A 19,698-nucleotide genomic window follows, 5' to 3' on the forward strand; every position below is an offset into this window, starting at 1 on the left:
TCCCAGCCCTCAAGGTAGGTCGTCTGTGTCTGCTCAGCACATAGCCAAAGCCCGAACCACAGCAGTCGTGCTGGCCGGCGGTACCGGCCAGCGCGTGGGTCTGTCCATTCCCAAGCAGCTGCTGAAGATCGCAGGCAAGGCTGTCATCGAGCACACGCTGTCGATCTTCCAGCAGGCCGACTCCATCGACGACGTCATCGTGCTGATGGCTCCGGGCTATGTGCCCGATGTGGAGAAGATCGTCGCCAAGGCCGGACTCACCAAGGTCACCAAGGTGATCGAGGGCGGCTCCACCCGCAACGAGACCACTGAGCGCGCCATCGCGGCCCTCGGCGAGGGCCTGGCCGAGGGAGAGGACCGCAACGTCCTCTTCCACGACGCCGTGCGCCCCCTGCTCTCGCAGCGTGTCATCAAGGACTGCGTGGACGCCCTGGACCGCTACCAGGCGGTCGACGTCGCCATCCCGTCCGCGGACACGATCATCGTGACCCGCACCCACGGCGGCGACGGCGAGTTCATCACCGACGTGCCCGACCGGTCCCGGCTGCGCCGCGGCCAGACGCCGCAGGCCTTCAAGCTCTCCACGATCCGCCGGGCGTACGAGGTCGCTGCGGGCGACCCGAACTTCCAGGCCACCGATGACTGCTCGGTCGTCCTGAAGTACCTCCCCGACGTGCCGATCTACGTGGTCGCGGGCGACGAGTACAACATGAAGGTCACCCAGCCGGTCGACGTCTTCATCGCGGACAAGCTCTTCCAGCTGGCCTCCACGGCCGTGCCGCAGCCGACCGACGATGCCGCCTACCGCGAGCTGCTCACCGGTAAGACCCTCGTCATCTTCGGCGGCTCGTACGGCATCGGCGCGGACATCGCGGCGCTCGCCGAGTCCTACGGCGCCTCCGTCTACGCCTTGGGCCGCTCCACCACCGGTACGCATGTGGAGAACCCGGAGCACGTCGACGACGCGCTCTCCAAGGCGTACGCGGACACCAGCCGCGTCGACTACGTGATCAACACCGCGGGCGTGCTCCGCATCGGCAAGCTGGCCGAGACGGACAACACGACCATCCAGGAAGCGCTGAACGTCAACTACCTGGCGCCCGTTCAGATCGCCCGCGCCTCGTACAAGTACCTCGCCGAGACCAAGGGTCAGCTGCTGCTCTACACCTCCAGCAGCTACACCCGGGGCCGCGCCGAGTACAGCCTCTACTCGTCGACCAAGGCCGCCATGGTGAACCTCACCCAGGCGCTCTCGGACGAGTGGGCGGGCGACGGAGTGCGGGTGAACTGCGTGAACCCCGAGCGCACCGCCACCCCGATGCGTACCAAGGCGTTCGGCGACGAGCCCGCGGGCACGCTGCTCTCTTCCGAGGCGGTCGCCAGGACCTCCCTCGACGTCCTGCTCTCCGAGATGACCGGCCATGTCATTGACGTACGGCAGCAGGACCCGACCCGAGGTGCCTCCGAGGCATCCGGCTTCGAACAGGCGCTGGCCGCTGTCCTGGACCGACAGGCCGATGTGTAATACTGCTTGACAATCGACTATTCGGACCTCTGCGGACGCCGCGTGCGAACTGCAGGGGTCCGAATTCGTGAAGCTCAGGCTTCACATTTTCCCCGCAAGGTAATCAGTCGGCATCCTCGGGAGCGGTACTTCGTGATTTCGAAAGCCATTCGCATGGCTCGAGTGGGCAGTGGTTCGGAGCTGGCCGCCGCCCTTCTCATGGCCCTGGGATTCCCGTGCATAATGCTCGCGGCAATAATCCCCAATCTGTGGTTCTTCGCAGGCGCTGCCGCGGTGACCTATCTCGCCGACCAGTATCTGCACCACTGCGGCAGTTACCTGGTCAACCGGCTCGCCGCGGTCCGCGCGGGGCTCTCGATCCGCTTCCTGGTCCGCCAGCTGCTGCTGATCCTGCTGCTCTCCCGTATGGGGTACGGAGAGCAGACGCTGTTCTACGTGACGGTCGCCTGCCTGCTGGCCTTCTACGGGCTCCAGGCACCGCAGAGCGCCGTGGTCACCCTCATCAAGCTCCGCCGGAGGCTCCCGGTGGTCACGCGCAACGTCGACCTGGACGGGGTGCGCATCCCGGATGCCCCGCCGGCGCTGCTGATGAACCGCTCCGCGGAGAAGATGCTCCATCTGGACATCTTCGCGATGGCGGGCGTGCTGGTCGCGGTCGAGACCGATCGGCACGGCATCGCCTACGTCGGTCTCGCCACCACGCTCGTTCTCGCGGCCTGCTACCTGGCGGCGCTCCTCCCGTACATCCGCCCCAAGCGCCTCGTGGCGCCCGACGCCAAGGTGCTGGGCGCGGTCAGTGCCTGGCTGCGCGAGTACCAGCCGACCGTGGTTCTCTACTTCTCCGGCTCCAAGGACTCGGCCTACCAGGTCAACATGTGGCTGGAGACCATGGCGCAGCTCGACGGGCGCCCGCTGATCCTGCTGCGCGAGCGCGCGATACTTCCTCAGCTGAACACGACATCGGTGCCGGTGCTCTGTGTGGCCGGCGGCGTGCACCTGATGAATCTGGACCTCTCGTCGGTTCGGGTCGCGCTCTACCCGGCCAACGTCGGCAAGAACATCCACCTGCTCCGGGTGCCGACGATGAAGCACGTATTCATCGGCCACGGCGACAGCGACAAGCTCGCCAGCGTCAACCCCTACAGCAAGGCCTACGACGAGGTGTGGACCGCGGGCCGGGCCGGCCGGGACCGTTACGCGCTGGCCGATGTCGGTGTGCGCGACGAGGACATCGTCGAGGTGGGCCGCCCGCAGCTGGCCGCCATCCAGTCGTGGACCGGTGCGCAGAAGAACCCGATCCCGACCGTGCTGTACGCCCCCACCTGGGAAGGCTGGGACGACAACCCGGGCAACACCTCGCTGCTGCTGGCCGGCGAGAACATCGTCAAGCGGCTGCTGAACTCCGAGAAGCCGGTCCGCCTGCTCTACAAGCCGCACCCCTTCACGGGCACCCGCAGCGCCAAGGCCAAGGCCGCGCACCAGCGGATCACCGCGATGATCGAGAAGGCGGGCGTCGAGCGCGCCACCGACCCCCGCTGGGCGAAGGAATCGGCCGCGCTCCAGCCGGTGCAGGCCGAGGCACGGGCCGAACTGGCCCGTATCGAAGCGCGGCTCGAGGCGCTGTCGAGCGGCGGCCACGTCGCCGGGGACGAGGCCGAGATGTCCCGCGACTCGCTGGCCGACCCGGCGCGCGAGGCCGAGATCGCGCGGCTCAAGGACGAGTGGAACGCCGCCTCCTGGCGCGCGTTCGGCTGGTGGGAGCACAAGGTCATCACGGGCGCCCGGATGCGTCTGTACGACTGCTTCAACGAGTCGGACGCCATGGTCTCGGACATCTCCAGCGTGGTGTCGGACTTCATCGCGAGCGGCAAGCCGTACGCGGTCACCGATTCGGCTGCGCTGGGTGAGGACGAATTCCGTAGGCAGAACACCGCGGTACGTGCCGCGGTCATCCTGTCCAATGCCGCGACCGAGCTGGACGCCCTGCTCACTGCGGTGGTGGATCCTGCCGCGGACACCTTTGCGGTCGACAGGCGTGTGCTGAAGGAGTACCTCCTCGGCCCCGACGAGCCCACCTCGATCGAGCAGTTCGACACGGCCGTGAAGGCGCTCGCAGTCAAGTCGGAGGCTCGGAACGCGGGCCTGGCGAGAAGCCTCGCCGAACGCGTGAGCAAGTGACGACCCACCTGGTCCGTTAACACGATTCATCAGGCCCGGCATAGCCCTGAAAGGGTTGTGCCGGGCCTTTGTGACAAAGCTCACTCTTTTGGTGTGCGGTGACGGGCAACCAACGCTCTGGGTCGACTGTCTTCTGTTGATGTGAACGAGAAGCCAATTCCTGACGTAACCGTGATCATCGGCGCATATGAGGCAATGCCTTACCTCATTCGCTGTCTCGAATCCGTGGAGGCGCAGACCATCGGCGCCGACCGGATCGAGATCGTGGCGGTCGACGACGGCTCGACCGATGGCACCGGTGAGTACCTGGAGGAGTTCGCGGCCCGGTCCGCGGTTCCGACGAGGGTGGTCAGGCAGGCGAATTCGGGCGGCCCCAGCGGGCCGCGCAATGTGGGTCTCGGCATGGCGCGGGGCCGCTATGTCTTCTTCCTCGACGCGGACGACTACTTCGGCGAGGAGGCCCTGGAGCGGATGGTCGCGAGGGCCGACCGGGCGAACACCGACGTGGTGCTCGGCAAGGTGATCGGGGTCAATCGCGGAGCGCCCCGGTCGATGTGGACAGCCACCAAGGACCGGGTCAATGTATACAATTCAAAGGTCATTTACACGCTGAGTGCGCAGAAACTCTTCCGGCGTGAAATGCTGGAGCGACTCGGCCTGCGATTCGATGAGGGACTCAAGACCGGTGAGGACGCGCTCTTCACCATGGAGGCGTATCTGCGGGGTGCCGGAGTCTCCGTCATCTCCAATTACACCTGCTATTACCTGGTCGGCCGGGACGACGGAAAGCACGTCACCAAGAGCGGCACCTATGAATGGCGCTTCGACTCCATGCGGGCCATGATGGCGCTCATTCACCGGCTTGAACCCGCCGGGCCGAAGAGGGATTTCTTGATGGTCCGCCCCTTCACGGTCGGGATGATGCAGCAGTTCGGTCCCGGCTTCCTCCGGGACTCGGAGGAGGTCCGGCGCCACAAGATGGAGCTCGCGGCGCCGCTCATGGACACGTACTGGAACGACGGCGTGGCGCGCCTGATCAAGGTCGCCGAGAGGCTGCGGCTCGCCGCTGTGGCGCGGGGCCGGGCCGATGTGCTGGTGGACATGCTGACGTATGTGCGGGCGAAATCCGTTCCGGATGTGGTCAGTTCACGGAAGCGGGACAAGCTCTTCCTCGCGTACCCGCACTTCCGGGACCGTTCGAGTGGTCTCTCGGACTCCGATTTCGAGGTCACCGTGCCCGACTGGCACGACGGCAAGCGCATCGAGAAGCCCGAGGTCGTAGCCCGCAGGGCGTCGCTGTCACGGCGCATAGTCCGGCGTATGCGGCGGGACGCGCGGCGCTGGAAGTTGCGGATCAGCGCAGGCTGAGCAGTCCCGCCATTGCCCTTGCTCCGGATGTGTGTCCGTATCTCGTTCACAGAGTTGACGCACTACGAATTGCGCAGCAATTCTCAGTAGAGTCGCCCAGCAGGTCGCAGCCGCGACAAGACCGATATCTCAACCATGAGGACTGGTCAAGTGAAGGCTCTCGTACTGTCCGGAGGGGCCGGCACCCGCCTGCGTCCCATCACACACACCTCGGCCAAGCAACTGGTGCCCGTCGCGAACAAGCCCGTGCTGTTCTACGGCCTGGAGGCCATCGCGGAAGCGGGTATCACCGAGGTCGGCATCATCGTGGGCGACACCGCCCAGGAGATCCGCGAGGCGGTCGGCGACGGTTCGCGGCTCGGCATCGAGGTCACGTACATCCCGCAGGACGAGCCGCTCGGCCTCGCCCACGCGGTGCTGATCGCCCGTGACTTCCTGGCGGACGACGACTTCGTCATGTACCTCGGTGACAATTTCATCGTCGGCGGCATCACCGGTCTGGTGGAGGAGTTCCGCACCGACAGGCCCGATGCGCAGATCCTCCTGACCCAGGTGCCCAACCCGACCTCCTTCGGTGTCGCGGAGCTCGACGCCGACGGCCGGGTAGCGGCCCTGGAGGAGAAGCCGAAGGAGCCCAAGAGCGATCTGGCGCTCGTCGGTGTCTACCTCTTCACCCCCGCCATCCACGAGGCCGTCCGTTCGATCGAGCCGTCCTGGCGGGGCGAGCTGGAAATCACGCACGCCATCCAGTGGCTGATCGACCAGAAGCGCGACGTGCGCTCCACCACGATCCGCGGGTACTGGAAGGACACCGGCAATGTCACCGACATGCTGGAGGTCAACCGGACCGTACTGGAGTCCATCGAGCCGTCCCACGAGGAGGCCGAGGTCGACGAGGACAGCGAGATCATCGGCCGGGTGCGGATCGAGGCGGGCGCCAAGGTCAGCGGCAGCCGCATCGTCGGGCCCGCGGTCATCGGCGCCCGGTCGGTGATCAGCGGCGCGTACGTGGGCCCGTTCACCTCGGTCTCGGAGGACTGCCGGATCGAGGACAGCGAGATCGAGTACTCCATCGTTCTGCGGGGCGCCTCCATCGCCGGTGTCCGCCGAGTGGAGGCGTCGCTCATCGGCCGTGACGTCGAGGTGACCCCTGCGCCCCGTTCCCCGTCCGCGCACCGACTCGTACTCGGCGATCACAGCAAGGTGCAGATCTCTTCATGACCACCAATATCCTGGTGACCGGCGGCGCCGGTTTCATCGGCTCGCACTACGTCCGTACGGTGCTCGGCCCCGAGGGTCCCGGCAACATCGCCGTGACCGTGCTCGACAAGCTCACCTACGCGGGCAACCCGGCCAACCTCGACGAGGTGCGTGACCACCCCGGTTTCAGGTTCGTACAGGGCGACATCTGTGATCCCGAGCTGGTCTCCAAGCTGATGGCCGAGCACCACCAGGTGGTGCACTTCGCCGCCGAATCCCATGTGGACCGCTCCATCGACGGCGGCGCCGAATTCGTCCGTACGAACGTCGTGGGCACCCACACTCTGATCCACGCCGCGCACCTGGCCGGCATCAAGACCTTCGTGCACATCTCCACCGACGAGGTCTACGGCTCGATCGACGAGGGCTCCTGGCCCGAAACCGATCCGCTCGCGCCCAACTCGCCGTACTCCGCGGCCAAGGCGTCCAGCGACCTGATCGCGCTCTCGTACCACCGCACCCACGGTCTCGACGTGCGGGTGACCCGCTGCTCCAACAACTACGGGCACCACCACTTCCCCGAGAAGGTCATCCCGCTGTTCGTCACCAACCTGCTGGACGGCAAGACGGTCCCGCTGTACGGCGACGGCGCCAACGTCCGCGACTGGCTGCACATCGACGACCACGTCCAGGGCATCGAACTGGTCCGTACGAAGGGCCGGCCCGGTGAGGTCTACAACATCGGCGGCGGCACCGAGCTCTCCAACAAGGAGCTGACCGGTCTGCTGCTCGACGCCTGCGGGGCCGACTGGGACACCAGCGTCACCTATGTGGAGGACCGCAAGGGCCACGACCGACGCTACTCGGTCGACTGCACCAAGATCCGCGAGGAGCTCGGCTACGAGCCCCGCAAGGATTTCCGCACCGGCCTCGCCGAGACCGTGCAGTGGTACCGCGACAACCGCGCCTGGTGGGAGCCGCTGAAGGACCGGGCCGCGCTGTGAGCGCCGTCTGGCTGGTCACCGGAGCCGCCGGGATGCTGGGCCAGGACGTCCTGGCCCGGCTCGCCCGTGAGGACGTCACCGCGGTCGCCGCGGACCGTGCGGCCATGGACATTGCGGACCCCGGATCGGTGCGTGCAGGCTTCGGCAAGCACCGCCCCGCCGTCGTGGTGAACTGCGCCGCCTGGACCGCTGTCGACGACGCCGAGTCCCAGGAGGACGCCGCGCTGCGGGTCAACGGCACAGGCCCCGAGGTCCTCGCCGCGGCCTGCCGTGAGCAGGGTGCCGTCCTCCTCCAGGTCTCGACCGACTACGTCTTCGCCGGGGACGGCGAGAAGCCCTATGCCGAGGACGGCCCCACCGGACCGCGCAGCGCCTACGGCCGCACCAAACTGGCCGGCGAGCAGGCCGTGCTCGACACCCTGCCGGACACCGGTTACGTGGTCCGTACCGCCTGGCTGTACGGCACGGGCGGCGGCAACTTCGTCCGTACGATGATCAAGCTGGAGGGCGTCAAGGAGACCCTTGACGTGGTGGACGACCAGCGCGGACAGCCCACCTGGACCGCCGATCTGGCCGACCTGCTGGTCCGGCTCGGACAGGCCGCCCTCGCGGGCACCGCCCCCGCGGGTGTCTACCACGGCACCAGCGGCGGCGAGACGACCTGGTTCGGTTTCACCCGGGAGATCTTCCGGCTGCTCGGCACCGACCCTGCGCGCGTCCGCCCCACCACCAGCGGGGCCTTCGTACGGCGGGCTCCCCGTCCCGCTTTCAGCGTGCTGCGACACGACCGCTGGGCGGAGGCCGGGATCGAACCGATCCGGGACTGGCGGGCGGCGCTGGAAGAGGCATTCCCGGCACTCCTCGCAGCGGAGCGGTCGTGATTGTCAAATTATCGTATCGGTAGTCAAATCCCGTCGAATTCCAAAGATGTGAACAACGAAGGTTTACATAGGGGAGAACGCTTACATCGCAGTGCGGTCATGGGGTAACTTCGCCGGGGACCAGACCAGTTGGTTTCCTCCGAAGGGCTGCTCCACGTGAACCGCCATGACTTTCTGCGTCAATTGCACCGCGTCTACCGGCCTCGGAACTATTTGGAGATCGGGGTCAACGACGGCAGGAGCCTGGCCCTCTCGCGAGTGCCCTCCGTCGCCGTCGACCCCGCCTTCCGCGTGGTGACGGACATCAGCTGCGACGTCCACCTGGTCAAGGCGACGAGCGACGCCTTCTTCGCCCGCAAGGATCCGCTGCTGCACCTGCGCAACGGCCGCAACCCGTTCCGCGCCCTCGCCCGCCGCGATCCCCTCAATGTGCTCGGCGGGGATCCGAAGCTGGAGCTCGCCTTCATCGACGGCATGCACCTCTTCGAGTACGCGCTGCGCGACTTCATGAACGTCGAGAAGCACGCCCGCTGGTCGAGCGTGATCGTGCTGGACGACATGCTGCCGCGCGATGTCGACGAGGCGGCCCGCGACCGGCACACCAAGTTCTGGACCGGTGATGTGTACAAGGTCGTGCAGGTGCTGCGCCGCTACCGTCCCGACCTGGTGGTCGTAGAGGTGGACACGGCGCCGACGGGTGTGGTCGCCGTGTTCGGCGCCAACCCGGAGAACGACATCTTGAAGAACGCGTACGACGAGATCATCGAGGAGTACGTCGTGCCCGATCCGCAGGATGTGCCGGAGGAGGTGCTGGTGCGGAAGAACGCCGTCCGGCCCGAGGCGCTGCTCGGCGCCGACTTCTGGCCGGCCCTGGCCCGCGCCCGCAACCTGCGCCGCCCCCGCTCGGCGTTCGCGCCCCTGCGGAGGCGCATCGAGGCCGTGACGGGCTGACCGGACCGAGACAGTACGAGGCCCCCCGTGATCCGCATGGACCACGGGGGGCTTCGGCGTTCCTGTCCGGGCTCAGCCGCGGGCGCGCAGCTGCGCGTAGTACGCCTGGCACGCCTCGTACGACGGCAGCAGGCCCTGTTCCTCGGCCTCGGCCAGCGAGGCGGCCGCGGCGTCCTTGTCGGACAGCAGCGGGGTGATCCCCTCCGGCCACTCGATGCCCAGCTCGGGGTCGAGCGGGTTGATGCCGTGCTCACGGCCGGGCGCGTAGCCCTCGGAGCACAGATAGACGACCGACGCGTCGTCCGTCAGGGCCATGAAGGCATGGCCGAGACCCTCGGCGAGATAGACGGAGTGATGGTCCGAATCGTCGAGCCGGACGGCTTCCCACTGCTTGTACGTGGGGGAGCCGACCCGGATGTCCACGATGACGTCGAGCACCGCGCCGCGTACACACTTGACGTACTTCGCCTGGCTCGGCGGCACGTCGGCGAAGTGGACGCCGCGCAGCGTTCCCTGGCTGGAGATGGAGAAGTTGGCCTGCGCGAGCTGCAGAGTGTGTCCGACAGCCTCGCTGAGCTCCGACGCCTTGAACCACTCGTGGAAGCTGCCGCGGCTGTCCGGGAAGACCTTGGGCTCGTGCACCCAGGCCCCTGCGATGGAGAGCTGCCGCATGCGATCACGTCCTTGTTCCGATGTGTTTGGTGCTGGCGCTGGTGGGACCGTCGTCGGCAGCGGATCAGCCGGTGAGCCGGGCGGCCAGACGGCGCGCGCGCTTCCGGCCCTGCGGCGGGAGCCTGCGCACGATCGGGCCGCCGACGGTGCGCAGCGCGCGACGCAGAGTCGCCTTCCGGCGTTGCGAGGCCGCCCCGACCATGATCGTGTCCGCGGCCTGGGGCAGTTCGGGATCCAGCTGGATCCTGCCGCCCTTGTCGACGGTGACGTCGCAGAGACCGAGCGCGGGGCCCTTCTCGCCGTCCAGCCGTACGGAGAGCTTCCAGGCGCCCGCCGCGACGCCGGGGGCGCGGCCGGGCACGGTGAGGTGGGCCCTGCCCTCCGTCGGTTGCAGCACGGTACGCAGCGTGTGCACGGCCGAGCCGGTTCCGTCGGCGGGGCTCAGGACCAGCTGGGCGTCGGAGGCGACGGTCGTGGTGGCGGTGAAGAGCTCCAGCCGGAGCTCAGGACGCCGACCCGGGGTCCGCAGAACGGGGCGGCCGCCCAGATAGTCGGCGAGCTTCTTGCTGCGACGGGCGACATCGAGCGTGAGGTTGCCGTGCGGGTCGGTGAAGTACGGGACGACGGCACGGGCCGGCGAGCCGAGCGAGGCAGGCAGGCAGGCGGCGTCCACCTCCGGTGCGCGGTCGGCACCCAGCCTTGCCTTGCGGACCAGGCCCAGGCCGCGCAGCGGCACCCAGATGTCCCAGAAGCCGCGGGAGACCCGGCCACGGCCCTTGACCGCCTCCGAAGACACATGGCCACTGCCGCTCAGGACGATCTCGCAGGCTCCGTCGCCGAGTTCGACGGTCCGAGTGGCGAACGTCGCGGGGCAGGGCCACTCGACGGCCGTCTCGCGATTGCGCAGGGACAGTTCGGCGGAGAAGCCGTCGATGTCATCGGTGACATCGAGGAGTTCGTCCTCGGCCAGCAGCCCGCCGCCGTTGTCCGGGTGCAGGAAGTAGCGGCCGTCCCGGCGCAGCAGTTTCACGGGGGCCTCGTCGTCGCCCTGGACCAGCCGAGCGGTGACGGTGACAGCGACGCGGCCGTCCGGCTGCCAGGCGAACTCCTCCAGACGTGCCGACGCCTTGACGGACCCGGCGAACCGGGCGATCCGGAGCAGCCCCTCCCGGTCGTCCCTGCGCAGGAGTGTGGACCGGATCCGCAACAGCGGGCCGAGGCCGTCGTGCACACCGTCGCCCATGAAGTCGATGGCCAGCGGCCTGATCGCGTCGCACATCTCGCCGAAGAACTCGGGCTGGTACTTGACCACCGCGGGTTCGCTGAGCCGGCTCAGCATCTCGACCCGGTAGAAGCGGCGGAGCAGCAGATCCCGGAACTTGCCCGGCTCGGTGTTGGCCACGACGACGTCCAGGACTTCGCGGAGGTTTCCGTAGTAGTGGGCCGGAACGATCCTGGTGGATCCGGCGTTCTTGCCGTCGTCGCGCCGGGAATAGAAGTAACAGGTGTAGTTGCCCAGGATGGAGACGACTTCGGCCGGGAAGTACGCCTGCATCATGTAGAGCTGGTCCTCGAGACGGCGCTTGCCCTCGGGGTAGGCGATGCCGTTCTTGCGGAGGAACTCCGTCCGGAACATCTTGTGCGGCGTGAGGCTGTCGTACAGAGGGGCGTCGCGCAGGGTGCACTTCTCGCGGTTCTTCTTGAACACGCCGTGCGGGACACCGCGGAAGTTGCTGGCCACCTTGCCGATGACGATGTCCGAGCCGTTGCGGTGCCCCATCTCGTACAGCCGGCGCAGCGCGTCGGATGCGAGATGGTCGTCCTGGTCCACGAACTGGACGTACTCGCCCTTCGCTTCGTCCACACCGACGTTGCGGGGCTTTCCGGGCCATCCGGAGTTGGGGATGGTGATCACCCGGAAATGAGGGTGTTCCGCCGCCAGCTTTTCGAGCCGCTCAGGAGTGTCGTCCGTGGATCCATCGTTGACGAAGAGAACTTCGAACTCCCCTGCAGGGAGGGTCTGTCGCAGAAGTGAGTCGATGCAGGGGTCGATGTACTTGCCCGGGTTGTAAACCGGAATGACGACACTTACTTTGACTGGCATCGCTGCTGTCCCATGTCTGGTAGAGGTCCCTGGAGATGGCGGCGGATGCGGGGCCGACACTGCACACTGCCGAAAACGGGGGAGGGCCGCCGTCACGCACCCTATCGGCTGTTAGATGAGCGAGATGTTCCGATGGTTGCGCCGGTTGGCGCGCTTCGATTCTTCCGCGCGCGTTCGCCCGGCGCCGGTGTACCACGTCGAGAAGCCGGTCATTCGATGTGAGCAATGAGCTCGACTGTTGATGCGGCTGTCCATCTCTTCGGCGGCGGGGCCGGACACACGGGCCATGGAGCCGCTCACACGTCCACGGGCCGGAACGCACAGGCGCCGATTCCGCCGCTCGCGTAGATTGCCAGGGCTGGGCGAGCCGACTCATTGGGGATGTACGTGTCAGGGGCAAGGCAGGGCGTCACAGAGGCCCGCAGGATCGTGGTCAAGGTCGGTTCCTCGTCCCTCACCACCGCGGCGGGCGGCCTCGACGCGGACCGCGTCGACGCGCTCGTTGACGTACTCGCCAAGGTGAGGAGCGGCGGGGAGCGCGAGATCGTGCTCGTCTCCAGCGGCGCCATCGCGGCCGGGCTCGCCCCGCTCGGGCTGCACCGCCGGCCCAAGGACCTGGCCAGACAGCAGGCCGCGGCCAGCGTCGGACAGGGACTGCTCGTCGCCCGCTACACCGCCTCCTTCGCGCGTTACGGCGTACGCGTCGGCCAGGTGCTGCTCACCAGCAACGACACCAGCCGCCGCGCCCACTACCGCAACGCCTACCGCACCCTCGACCAGCTCCTGGACATGGGTGCGCTCCCGATCGTCAACGAGAACGACACCGTCGCCACCGACGAGATCCGGTTCGGCGACAACGACCGGCTCGCCGCGCTCGTCGCCCATCTCGTCCGCGCCGACCTGCTGGTCCTCCTCTCGGACGTGGACGGCCTCTACGACGGCGACCCCAGCACCCCGGGCACCTCACGGGTCGCCGAAGTGGCCGGCCCCGAGGATCTCGCGGGTGTCGCCATCGGCAGTGCGGGGAAGGCGGGCGTCGGCACCGGTGGCATGGTCACCAAGGTCGAGGCCGCCCGGATCGCCACGGCCGCCGGAGTCCCGGTCGTCCTCACCTCCGCGAGCCGGGCCGCCGACGCGCTGGCCGGACGCGACACCGGCACGTACTTCCACCGCACCGGACGCCGCTCGGCGGACCGACTCCTCTGGCTGGCCCACGCCTCCACCCCGCAGGGCTCGCTGACCCTCGACGACGGGGCCGTACGGGCGGTCGTCGAGCGGCACAGCTCGCTGCTGCCCGCAGGAATCGCCGCGATCGAGGGCGAGTTCTCCGCGGGGGACCCGGTGGAACTGCGCGACCTCGCAGGCCGTCCCGTGGCTCGCGGACTCGTCAACTTCGACGCCAAGGAGATTCCGCAGCTGCTCGGCCGATCCACCCGCGACCTGGCACGTGAACTCGGTCCAGCATATGAGCGCGAGGTCGTACACAGGGACGATCTTGTCGTCCTGCACCCCTGACAGACCCCCTGAAACGGCTGAAAGTCCAGCCTCGGGGCAGGGACCTTCACGAAAAGCGCCCCATCGTCGGCCGCGGACTGGTCAACTTTGTAACGGGGACACAGCGGGGTACAGCACAGCAAACGCATTCACAGGAGGCCGCCGGTGAGACGAGCGCGCCCGGGGGCGCCGCCCCGAGGAACGGGTGGCCGGGCCCTGACCAGTGTCGGAGCAGGTGTCGGCTTCGACGAGAGCCGGTCCATGGACCGCAAGGACGACCGGACCACCGGGCCCGAGCCGACGGTGGCGAAGGAGGAGCGCACCCCGTCGAGACTCTGGCACATCACGCTCAGCGTCTCGGGCGCCGCGATTCCGCTGAAGGAGGTCAGACGGGGTCTCGAACAGCTCGCGCACGACCATCCCTTCCTGCTGACCAGCCGGTACGCCAACGACCACGCGGAGATCCGCTACTGGGAAGAGGCCCGTGACCTGCACGATGCGGCGGCCGTCGCGCTGCGGCTGTGGGGGGAACACCGCTCGACCGCCGGGCTTCCGCCCTGGGAGATCGTCGGCCTGGAAGTCATCGACCGAGAGACGTACCACCAGCGCGTCGCCGAGGGATACGGGCCGCCCCCGGCCGCCCCGGTCGGCGTGCACCCGTACTGAGCGCGGCGGCGGCCCCCGGGGCAGTTGTCTCGCATCACGGGATACGTGACGGATGCCCGCAGTGTGCGCACTACCCTGCGGGCATGACCACGCTCTCGCCGTACGACAACATGTCCCCGGTCGCCCAGGCCGCCTACCGGGCACGCTCCGCCGCCGCCGACATCGCGCCACTGCCGCGCGCGGCGAAGGACGACGCGCTGCTGGCGATCGCGGACGCGCTGGAAGTTCGGACGGGTGAGATCGTCGCGGCCAACGCCGAGGACGTCGCTCGCGCCCGTGAGGCCGGGACCAGCGAGTCGATCGTCGACCGGCTCACCCTCACCCCGGAACGGATTCGCGCCATCGCCGCCGATGTGCGGGACGTCGCGGCGCTGCCCGACCCGGTCGGCGAGGTCGTCCGCGGCTCGACCCTGCCCAACGGCATCGACCTGCGACAGGTCCGGGTACCGCTCGGCGTGGTCGGGATCATCTACGAGGCCCGGCCCAATGTGACGGTCGACGCCGCTGCCCTCTGCCTGAAATCGGGCAACGCCGTCCTGCTGCGCGGCTCGTCCTCCGCGTACGCCTCCAATGTCGCGCTCGTACGGGTGCTGCGCGACGCGGTCGGCGGCTCCGGCCTCCCGGCCGACGCGGTGCAGCTGGTGCCGGGCGAGAGCCGCGACTCGGTACGGGAACTCATGCGGGCGCGCGGCCTCGTCGACGTCCTCATCCCGCGCGGCGGCGCCTCGCTGATCCGCACAGTGGTCGAGGAATCCACCGTTCCGGTCATCGAAACAGGCACCGGCAACTGCCATGTGTACGTGGACGCGCAGACCGACCTCGACATGGCCGTCGACATCCTGATCAATTCCAAGGCGCAGCGCCCGAGCGTCTGCAACGCCGCCGAGACGCTCCTGGTCCACAAGGACATCGCCGCGGACTTCCTGCCCCGGGCACTGGACGCGCTGGCCGGCGCCGGGGTGACCGTGCACGGCGACGAGCGGGTCCTCGAATACGCCGAGGGGTCCAACGCCACTGTGGTGGCGGCGACGCCGGAGGACTGGGAGACCGAGTACCTCTCGTACGACATCGCCGCGGCCGTCGTGGAGTCGCTGGACGCGGCCGTCGCGCACATCCGGCTCTGGTCCTCCGGTCACACCGAGGCGATCGTGACCACCTCCCAGGCCGCGGCCCGCCGCTTCACCCAGTTGGTGGACTCCACGACGGTGGCCGTGAACGCGTCGACGCGCTTCACCGACGGCGGTCAGTTCGGCTTCGGCGCCGAGATCGGCATCTCCACGCAGAAGCTGCACGCCAGGGGGCCGATGGGCCTGCCGGAGCTGACCTCGACGAAGTACATCGTCACGGGCGACGGCCACGTGCGGTGACCGTCCGGCTGCGGTGAATGTTGCGGGCTCCCTGCCCAGAACGACCCGGCGGGGCTAGTCTGGAGCCGTGCCGGACGACGTGGGGGGCAGGCCGTTCCCGGACGGCTGGGAGCCCGACGACGACCGCGGGGGCGCGGACGAGGACTTCGCCTCCGTGGTATTCGACGAGGATTTCGTACGGGCCGCCGAGATCCATGAACCCACCGCCGTGGAGCGACTCCTGGCGGCTGCGCAGGCGCGCGCCGAGGCCGAGGCGTCAAGAGCGCGGGCGGGCGGCGGTCCGCCGGATGACGAGCTCTATGACGAGGGATACGGGCCGGGCGGCGCATATGGCCGCGGGAGCGCCTACGGCGACCCGCTGGACCCCGATGGCGACGGCGCGTACGGCAGCGGCCCCTACGGGCGCCACGGCGGTGTCCTGCGCCCCTACCGGGGTGCAGCGCGCTGGCACCGGCCGGTGGCCTGGCTGCTCGCCGTGCTGATGGGCATCGGAATGGTCGCGCTGGCCTTCAGCGCCGTCTACCGCAACACCTCGGGCAACCGCCAGGACCCCGCCCCGCCACCCGCCACGACCGGCGTGGACAGTGCACCCGGCCCCGTCCCCAGCGCCATCCCGTCGGGCTCGGCCGGCTACCTCCGCCCCACGGTCTCAGCGGTCCCGCGCCCGTCCTGAGGGCGGTCGGCCGGGGCCCCGGGGCAACTCTCGGGCGGTTCTCTCGCGGCTGGGCGTTTACCCCGGTCGTAATCGACCTACCCTGAAGGTGTGACCCCTCTCTCAGAGGGGGCTTCTCACTCGTCCGTACATGCGTAGTCATGCGAACTCATGACGGGCAGGCCCTGTCCGAAGCCATTCGGCCGAAGCAGAGCGAAGCGTTTCGGCCCCGGTCGGTGACGTGGAGTCGGGAGAAGTCATGGCAGACCGCGGAGAACCACCAGAAGGTCCGCCCGAGAGCGCGCCGGGCGGCGGTGAGGACGAGTACCGGTCACTCGTCTTCGACGAGTCGTTCGTGCGTGCTGCCCGGCTGAAGGAATTCTCCGCCCAGGAGCGCATGGGGGACCACGCCCGTGCCGTACGCAGCCTCCCGGCCCGGGGTTTCCGCGCCGGCTCCAAGGCAGCCATCGCCCTGATCCTCCTGATCGCCCTGGCCTTCGGAACGGCCGTGTACATGGGCTTCCGCCACCCCTACCAGGCGCCCGTCGGCAGAAGGGCCGAACCTCTGAGGTCGACCGTCGTCCCCCTGGCTCCCCAGGGTGCCGTACCCGGCGGAACCGCCGCCGACCTCCTCGCGAAGAGCCCCGCCGCACAGTTCGAAACAGGTGCCGCAGGCATCAATCTGCCGGCGATCCGAGGGACGGACAACTTCTCGGACAGCCAGGTCGCGACGGCCCTGACCACGGTCAAGGACTACCTGGTGGCGTCCTCGCTCGACCCCGACGTCCTCACCGGAAACGCGGTGCGGCCGGTGGAACTGCTGCTCGACCCGGACCAGATGGCCCAGTTCGACCGCAGCATGAGCCGGCCGGACGACGACGGACAGCATGCCGCCACCGGCTGGCTGGTGCGCTTCGACCCGGCGAAGGTGGCACTGGCCGCTCCGGACATACGGGTCCGGGGCACCCTGGGCTACACGGAGGCGGGGTCCGACACCCTGGAGGTGGTGTCGGACCACACCTTCACATACACGCTCCGCCCGGCGGTCTCGGGACCCCAACGGGCAGGTGGCGCCTCGCTCTTCACCGTACGGCGCGAGTTGCACTTCCGCTTTGACCGGGAAGACCTGCGGCTGCACCGGCTGGAGCTGCGCACCAGCTACGCACAGGCCGGACCGCAGGCGTGCCCGGCGGACACAACCGGTGCGCTGCGGCCGCTGCTCGCCGGGCAGCACGCCGTCTCCCGCGGCCCCGCGGGCACAGACCCGTACGCGACGGACCGGCCCACTGCGGCGCTGTGCGGGACGCTGATGGTCAGCTCCCAGCAGCCCCGGGCTCATCAGGGTTCCGAGGCTCCTGGGGCCCCGCAGAGCCCGCGGAGCCGTCCGTAGCACCGCCCTTGCCGGCTGCGCCCCCGCCTCCTTGACCGGTGAACTTGTCGCGGAGCTTGCCGCCCAGGTCCCCGGCGCCGCCCGCTATGTCGCCGACCAGCTTCATCAGCGGATCCTTGCTGGTGCGCACCGTGTCCGCGTAGTGCGCCGCGGACTCCCGGATGGAGTCCGTCACCGAGGTGTCCTTGTCCTCGTCGCGCCGCGGGTAGTGGCCGTCCATGATCCGCTGGTAGTCGCGCGTCTCGGACCACTTCTTCAGCTCGGCCGCGCGCACCGTGGTGAAGGGGTGCGAGCGGGGCAGCAGATTGAGGATCTTGAGCACTGAGTCGCGCAGATCGCCGCCCTTCTCGTACTCGTCGGCCTGGGCGAGGAAGGCGTCCACATTCATCTCGTGCAGATGATTGCCGCCCGCGATCTTCATCAAGCCGCGCATCGACGCCTGCAGATCCTGTCCGACCAGCAACCCCGCCCGGTCTGCCGACAGCTCCGACTTGCGGAACCACTCGCGCAGTGCCGTCACGATCGCCATGATCGCGACGTTGCCGAGCGGGATCCAGGCGACCTTCAACGCGATACTGGTGAGGAACAGCAGAATCGTGCGGTACACGGCGTGGCCGGAAAGGGCGTGTCCCACCTCGTGGCCGATGACGGCCCGCATCTCCTCCTCGTCGAGCAGCTCCACCAGCCCCGTCGTCACCACGATGATCGGCTCGTCGAGACCGATACACATGGCATTGGGCTGCGGGTCCTGGTTGACGTACATCGGCGGGACCTTTTCCAGGTCCAGGATGTAACAGGCGTCCCGCAGCATGTCGTTGAGGTGGACGAACTGCGCGTCGCTCACCCGGACGGAGTCGGAGAGGAAGAGCAGTCGCAGGCTGCGCTCGGGCAGCAGACCGCTCAGTGTCTTGAACACGGTGTCGAAACCGCTCAGCTTGCGCAGGGCCACCAGGGCCGAGCGGTCCGCCGGGTGTTCGTAGGCCCGGGACGAGATCCCTGCGAAACGCCTGCGCTGCCTGCTCGGCACGTTCTCGTGGCTCTCGTGGCTGCGTTCGGTCATGAATGGGCCCCCTGTTCGTACGAGACGTCGCTCGCCCCCTGACAATCCCAGCGTAGGTGCTGGGGCTACGGTGTGCGGGGGGCTGTGGATAACTGAGGAGACGCCCGACATGCCGCATACCGTTGCTCTGCTCGCCGCCGCATCCGAGGATCAGGGGCCCGGCAATACGCTCCGCATCGTGCTGCTCGCCTCGCTCGTCGGAGCTGTCCTGCTCGGCTGGTTCCTGCTCCGCGGATACCGCAACGACGACAACAACGACTGAGTCGGCGTGAGCGTGCCCGGGGCGCCCGCATACGATGTGAGCGACGTCTTCCTTCCGACTCCCGATCGATAGGTCCTGCCGAAGATGAGCCTCACGAGCACCGCGCACCAGCTGGTCACCCTCGCCGCCGAGGGCGGCGAGCACGGTGGCAACCACGAAAGCCTCAGCCCGTATCTCACCGGAGGCGGTGCATTCGTCGTGCTGCTGCTCCTGCTGTGGATCACCACTCGCTTCAACCGCGACCGCTGAGGCGGAGGCGTACAGCTGTGCCAGTAGGCTCTGCACGCATGGGAGAGCAGGAAGTGCCTACCGGCCGCGGGAAGCGCCGAATCGGCGTGATGGGCGGGACATTTGACCCGATTCATCATGGACACCTGGTGGCGGCCAGCGAAGTGGCCGCCCAGTTCCACCTCGACGAGGTGATCTTCGTCCCGACCGGGCAGCCGTGGCAGAAGAGCCACAAGCACGTCTCCCCGGCCGAGGACCGCTATCTGATGACGGTCATCGCGACGGCGTCCAACCCGCAGTTCTCGGTCAGCCGGAGCGACATCGACCGCAGCGGGCCGACATACACCATCGATACGCTGCGGGACCTGCGCGCGATCCACGGCGACGCGGACCTCTTCTTCATCACCGGCGCCGACGCGCTCTCCCAGATCCTCACCTGGCGGGACGCCGACGAACTGTTCTCCCTCTCCCACTTCATCGGTGTGACGCGGCCGGGGCACGTGCTCGCGGACCCCGGGCTGCCGGAGGGCGGGGTCTCCCTCGTGGAGGTGCCCGCGCTCGCGATCTCGTCCACGGACTGCCGTGAGAGGGTCGCGCAGGGGGAGCCGGTCTGGTACTTGGTGCCGGACGGCGTGGTCCGCTACATCGACAAGCGCCAGCTGTACCGCGGCGAATGAGCCACGCAGAGGGGCACCG

At 68.4% G+C, this 19,698-nt stretch carries 18 protein-coding genes; 15 read left to right on the forward strand and 3 right to left on the reverse strand.

Features of this window, described 5'->3' with window-relative positions:
* The first annotated feature begins 25 nt into the window (after positions 1-25).
* From OG609_RS27560 to OG609_RS27590, 7 genes are all read left to right on the forward strand, one after another.
* Positions 26-1,525: a bifunctional cytidylyltransferase/SDR family oxidoreductase gene (locus OG609_RS27560; RefSeq protein WP_327275284.1), complete on the forward strand. Its 1,500-nt coding sequence runs from the start codon at positions 26-28 to the stop codon at positions 1,523-1,525.
* A gap of 153 nt (positions 1,526-1,678) precedes the next feature.
* A complete protein-coding gene (locus OG609_RS27565; protein ID WP_327275285.1) occupies positions 1,679-3,703 on the forward strand; it encodes a hypothetical protein in 2,025 nt (674 codons plus the stop codon).
* A gap of 141 nt (positions 3,704-3,844) precedes the next feature.
* On the forward strand, positions 3,845-5,071 hold the full coding sequence (locus tag OG609_RS27570; RefSeq protein ID WP_327275286.1) for a glycosyltransferase family 2 protein: 1,227 nt from the start codon (positions 3,845-3,847) through the stop codon (positions 5,069-5,071).
* Positions 5,072-5,221: 150 nt separating this feature from the next.
* Complete coding sequence (locus OG609_RS27575) at positions 5,222-6,292, forward strand: glucose-1-phosphate thymidylyltransferase (protein WP_327275287.1); 1,071 nt, start codon at positions 5,222-5,224, stop codon at positions 6,290-6,292.
* Positions 6,289-7,275: a dTDP-glucose 4,6-dehydratase gene (gene rfbB, locus OG609_RS27580; RefSeq protein WP_327275288.1), complete on the forward strand. Its 987-nt coding sequence runs from the start codon at positions 6,289-6,291 to the stop codon at positions 7,273-7,275. Before OG609_RS27575 ends, rfbB begins: the two co-directional genes overlap by 4 nt.
* Positions 7,272-8,156 (forward strand): dTDP-4-dehydrorhamnose reductase, encoded by an 885-nt coding sequence (rfbD, locus tag OG609_RS27585; protein WP_327275289.1) that lies wholly within the window; start codon positions 7,272-7,274, stop codon positions 8,154-8,156. The genes rfbB and rfbD overlap by 4 nt, the downstream gene beginning before the upstream one ends.
* A 156-nt stretch (positions 8,157-8,312) precedes the next feature.
* Positions 8,313-9,107: a class I SAM-dependent methyltransferase gene (locus tag OG609_RS27590; protein ID WP_327275290.1), complete on the forward strand. Its 795-nt coding sequence runs from the start codon at positions 8,313-8,315 to the stop codon at positions 9,105-9,107.
* Between the two features lie 72 nt (positions 9,108-9,179).
* Here OG609_RS27590 and rfbC read toward each other — a convergent pair whose 3' ends face one another.
* Both rfbC and OG609_RS27600 read right to left on the reverse strand, forming a co-directional pair.
* A complete protein-coding gene (gene rfbC, locus OG609_RS27595; protein ID WP_327275291.1) occupies positions 9,180-9,779 on the reverse strand; it encodes a dTDP-4-dehydrorhamnose 3,5-epimerase in 600 nt (199 codons plus the stop codon).
* Between the two features lie 64 nt (positions 9,780-9,843).
* Positions 9,844-11,883, reverse strand: coding sequence for a glycosyltransferase family 2 protein (locus OG609_RS27600; protein ID WP_327275292.1), 2,040 nt, complete (start codon positions 11,881-11,883; stop codon positions 9,844-9,846).
* Positions 11,884-12,264: 381 nt separating this feature from the next.
* Between OG609_RS27600 and proB the strand changes: the two genes are divergently transcribed.
* From proB to OG609_RS27625, 5 genes are all read left to right on the forward strand, one after another.
* Positions 12,265-13,398, forward strand: a complete 1,134-nt coding sequence (gene proB, locus OG609_RS27605; protein ID WP_327275293.1) for a glutamate 5-kinase — start codon at positions 12,265-12,267, stop codon at positions 13,396-13,398.
* 144 nt (positions 13,399-13,542) lie between these two features.
* A complete protein-coding gene (locus tag OG609_RS27610; RefSeq protein ID WP_327275294.1) occupies positions 13,543-14,043 on the forward strand; it encodes a hypothetical protein in 501 nt (166 codons plus the stop codon).
* Between the two features lie 83 nt (positions 14,044-14,126).
* Complete coding sequence (locus OG609_RS27615; RefSeq protein WP_327275295.1) at positions 14,127-15,410, forward strand: glutamate-5-semialdehyde dehydrogenase; 1,284 nt, start codon at positions 14,127-14,129, stop codon at positions 15,408-15,410.
* 67 nt (positions 15,411-15,477) lie between these two features.
* A complete protein-coding gene (locus OG609_RS27620) occupies positions 15,478-16,083 on the forward strand; it encodes an SCO2584 family spore wall biosynthesis protein (protein ID WP_327275296.1) in 606 nt (201 codons plus the stop codon).
* 238 nt (positions 16,084-16,321) lie between these two features.
* Positions 16,322-17,452, forward strand: a complete 1,131-nt coding sequence (locus tag OG609_RS27625; protein WP_327275297.1) for an SCO2583 family membrane protein — start codon at positions 16,322-16,324, stop codon at positions 17,450-17,452.
* Here the strand turns inward: OG609_RS27625 and OG609_RS27630 are convergent.
* Complete coding sequence (locus OG609_RS27630) at positions 17,376-18,512, reverse strand: M48 family metallopeptidase (protein WP_327275298.1); 1,137 nt, start codon at positions 18,510-18,512, stop codon at positions 17,376-17,378. The two genes, OG609_RS27625 and OG609_RS27630, sit on opposite strands and share 77 nt — an antisense overlap.
* A gap of 109 nt (positions 18,513-18,621) precedes the next feature.
* On the opposite strand from OG609_RS27630, the gene OG609_RS27635 reads away from it, so the two are divergent.
* From OG609_RS27635 to nadD, 3 genes are all read left to right on the forward strand, one after another.
* Entirely contained in the window at positions 18,622-18,774 is a 153-nt protein-coding gene (locus tag OG609_RS27635) for a hypothetical protein (RefSeq protein WP_176740246.1), read from the forward strand.
* Between the two features lie 84 nt (positions 18,775-18,858).
* Complete coding sequence (locus tag OG609_RS27640) at positions 18,859-19,023, forward strand: hypothetical protein (RefSeq protein WP_093897070.1); 165 nt, start codon at positions 18,859-18,861, stop codon at positions 19,021-19,023.
* Between the two features lie 38 nt (positions 19,024-19,061).
* Positions 19,062-19,679, forward strand: coding sequence for a nicotinate-nucleotide adenylyltransferase (gene nadD / locus OG609_RS27645; RefSeq protein ID WP_093897071.1), 618 nt, complete (start codon positions 19,062-19,064; stop codon positions 19,677-19,679).
* Positions 19,680-19,698: the final 19 nt, after the last annotated feature.

The sequence above is a fragment of the Streptomyces sp. NBC_01224 genome (genome assembly GCF_036002945.1).
Taxonomy (GTDB): Bacteria; Actinomycetota; Actinomycetes; order Streptomycetales; family Streptomycetaceae; genus Streptomyces.

Excerpts from the sequence above, each read along its gene's own strand:
- OG609_RS27565 (WP_327275285.1), top strand. The coding sequence starts at position 1,679 with ATGGCTCGAGTGGGCAGTGGTTCGGAGCTGGCCGCCGCCCTTCTCATG.
- rfbB (WP_327275288.1), top strand. The coding sequence starts at position 6,289 with ATGACCACCAATATCCTGGTGACCGGCGGCGCCGGTTTCATCGGCTCG.
- rfbC (WP_327275291.1), bottom strand. The coding sequence starts at position 9,779 with ATGCGGCAGCTCTCCATCGCAGGGGCCTGGGTGCACGAGCCCAAGGTC.
- OG609_RS27600 (WP_327275292.1), bottom strand. The coding sequence starts at position 11,883 with ATGCCAGTCAAAGTAAGTGTCGTCATTCCGGTTTACAACCCGGGCAAG.
- proB (WP_327275293.1), top strand. The coding sequence starts at position 12,265 with ATGTACGTGTCAGGGGCAAGGCAGGGCGTCACAGAGGCCCGCAGGATC.
- OG609_RS27615 (WP_327275295.1), top strand. The coding sequence starts at position 14,127 with ATGACCACGCTCTCGCCGTACGACAACATGTCCCCGGTCGCCCAGGCC.
- OG609_RS27625 (WP_327275297.1), top strand. The coding sequence starts at position 16,322 with ATGGCAGACCGCGGAGAACCACCAGAAGGTCCGCCCGAGAGCGCGCCG.
- OG609_RS27630 (WP_327275298.1), bottom strand. The coding sequence starts at position 18,512 with ATGACCGAACGCAGCCACGAGAGCCACGAGAACGTGCCGAGCAGGCAG.
- OG609_RS27635 (WP_176740246.1), top strand. The coding sequence starts at position 18,622 with ATGCCGCATACCGTTGCTCTGCTCGCCGCCGCATCCGAGGATCAGGGG.
- OG609_RS27640 (WP_093897070.1), top strand. The coding sequence starts at position 18,859 with ATGAGCCTCACGAGCACCGCGCACCAGCTGGTCACCCTCGCCGCCGAG.
- nadD (WP_093897071.1), top strand. The coding sequence starts at position 19,062 with ATGGGAGAGCAGGAAGTGCCTACCGGCCGCGGGAAGCGCCGAATCGGC.